Source organism: Thermosinus carboxydivorans Nor1 (assembly GCF_000169155.1).
Classification (GTDB): Bacteria; Bacillota; Negativicutes; order Sporomusales; family Thermosinaceae; genus Thermosinus; species Thermosinus carboxydivorans.
In genome coordinates, this window is sequence record NZ_AAWL01000048.1 from 1 (window position 1) to 2,722 (window position 2,722).

General features: G+C 55.8%; 2 rRNA genes. Both read right to left on the reverse strand.

The window, feature by feature from the left end:
* Window positions 1–2,069, reverse strand: a 23S ribosomal RNA gene (locus TCARDRAFT_RS14425); the annotation flags it as partial.
* A gap of 136 nt (window positions 2,070–2,205) precedes the next feature.
* Window positions 2,206–2,722: ribosomal RNA gene (locus tag TCARDRAFT_RS14430) — 16S ribosomal RNA — on the reverse strand; the annotation flags it as partial.

Sequence of the window (2,722 nt, forward strand, 5' to 3'; positions counted from 1 at the left end):
TCACAGGTATTTCAATTTCACCGGGTCCCTCGTTGAGACAGTGCCCAAGTCGTTACACTTTCGTGCGGGTCGGAACTTACCCGACAAGGAATTTCGCTACCTTAGGACCGTTATAGTTACGGCCGCCGTTCACCGGGGCTTCGGTCGTGAGCTTCGGAGTTTCCCCCTAACCCCCTTCCTTAACCTTCCGGCACTGGGCAGGTGTCAGCACCTATACGTCAGCTTTCGCTTTAGCAGGCACCTGTGTTTGTGGTAAACAGTCGCTTGGGCCTCTCCTCTGCGACCCACTCCCGCTCCGGCCGCTTCCTGCCTTCACGGGCTTGGGCTCCCCTTCTCCCGAAGTTACGGGGACATTTTGCCGAGTTCCTTAACGAGGGTTCTCCCGCGCACCTTAGGATCCTCTCCCCGCCTACCTGTGTCGGTTTCCGGTACGGGCGCCCTCCGTCTCGCTAGAAGCTTTTCTCGGCAGTCTGGCCCAGGCAACTTCGCCAAGGGTCTCCCCTCAGCTCCCCTTCACCTCTCAGGCTCTCGCAGTGCGGATTTGCCTGCACTGCACCCTACCGGCTTAGACGCGACTTTCCATCCTCGCGCTTGCCTTACCTCCTGCGTCACTCCTTCGCTCAAACGACTTCGGGCGGTACGGGAATGTTTACCCGTTGTCCATCGCCTACGCTTCTCCGCCTCGGCTTAGGTCCCGACTTACCCTGAGTCGACGATCGTTGCTCAGGAACCCTTAGGCTTTCGGTGGACAGGATTCTCACCTGTCTTTTCGCTACTCATACCGGCATTCTCACTTCTTACCAGTCCAGCTCCCCTTCCAGAAAACCTTCTACCCGGTAAGAACGCTCCCCTACCAATTGAGAGGTGAGATGCACCTCTCAATTCCATAGCTTCGGTTCCGTGCTTTAGCCCCGGACATCTTCGGCGCAGCGCCACTCGACCAGTGAGCTATTACGCACTCTTTGAATGATGGCTGCTTCTAAGCCAACATCCTGGTTGTTTTTGTAGCGCCACATCCTTTGCCACTTAGCACGGCATTCGGGACCTTAGCTGATGGTCTGGGCTGTTTCCCTCTTGACTACGGATCTTATCACTCGTAGTCTGACTCCCAAGCTCTAAGTGCAGCCATTCGCAGTTTGACAAGGTTCGGTAACCTTACGGCCCCTAGCCCTATCAGTGCTCTACCGCCTGCACTCACTTTCTTGAGGCTAGCCCTAAAGCTATTTCGGGGAGAACCAGCTATCTCCGCGTTCGATTGGCATTTCACCCCTATCCACAACTCATCCGAGGACTTTTCAACGCCCACCGGTTCGGGCCTCCACGCATTGTTACCTGCGCTTCACCCTGGCCATGGATAGATCACTGCGGTTTCGGGTCTACAACAGCCAACTTTCTCGCCCTCTTCAGACTCGCTTTCGCTTCGGCTCCGCATTTTCTGCTTAACCTCGCTGGCTGCTGTAACTCGCCGGTTCATTCTTCAATAGGCACGCCGTCGACTTATAGTCTCCGACTGCTTGTAGACATACGGTTTCAGGTCCTCTTTCACTCCCCTCCCGGGGTGCTTTTCACCTTTCCCTCACGGTACTATGCGCTATCGGTCGCCAAGGAGTATTTTGCCTTGGAGGGTGGTCCCCCCTGCTTCCCACAGGACTCCACGTATCCCGTGGTACTCTGGATCCCAACCGGCTGGCTCAGCCTTTCGCCTACAGGGCTTTTACCTTCTGCGGCCTACCTTTCCAGGTAGTTCGACTAGACCTCGCCAGTCCTTATGTTGGTCCACAACCCCGGTTGCGCATAGCGCAACCGGTTTGGGCTCCTCCCCTTTCGCTCGCCGCTACTTAGGGAATCTCGTTTGATTACTTTTCCTCCGGGTACTTAGATGTTTCAGTTCCCCGGGTTCCCTTCCATCTTACGATGGATGACGGTGCATTACCACCGCCGGGTTCCCCCATTCGGACATCCACGGATCTACGCCTGCTTGCGACTCCCCGTGGCTTTTCGCAGCTTACCGCGTCCTTCGTCGGCTCTTGGCGCCTAGGCATCCACCGTATGCCCTTCCTAGCTTGACCTAATTGTTTCGGCTTTTTCCTAAAATGCGCTTTTTCTATCTTCTGTGCAGTTTTCAAGGATCATGGTGAGGGGTGTTCCCTCAAAACCAAACAATGTAAGCTCCAGATGTGCTCTTGTTAGGAGTTTTCTCCCTAGAAAGGAGGTGATCCAGCCGCACCTTCCGATACGGCTACCTTGTTACGACTTCACCCCAATCATCGATCTCACCTTCGACGGCTGGCTCCTTGCGGTTACCCCACCGGCTTCGGGTGCTCTCGACTCTCGTGGTGTGACGGGCGGTGTGTACAAGGCCCGGGAACGTATTCACCGCAGCATGCTGATCTGCGATTACTAGCGATTCCGACTTCACGCAGGCGAGTTGCAGCCTGCGATCCGAACTGAGAGCTTGTTTTTGGGGTTCGCTCTGCCTCGCGGCTTCGCATGCCCTCTATTTAAGCCCATTGTAGTACGTGTGTAGCCCAGGACATAAGGGGCATGATGACTTGACGTCATCCCCACCTTCCTCCGCATTCTCTGCGGCAGTCTCCCTTGAGTCCCCACCATAACGTGCTGGCAACAAGGGATACGGGTTGCGCTCGTTGCGGGACTTAACCCAACATCTCACGACACGAGCTGACGACAGCCATGCACCACCTGTCTTCGGGTCTTGCCC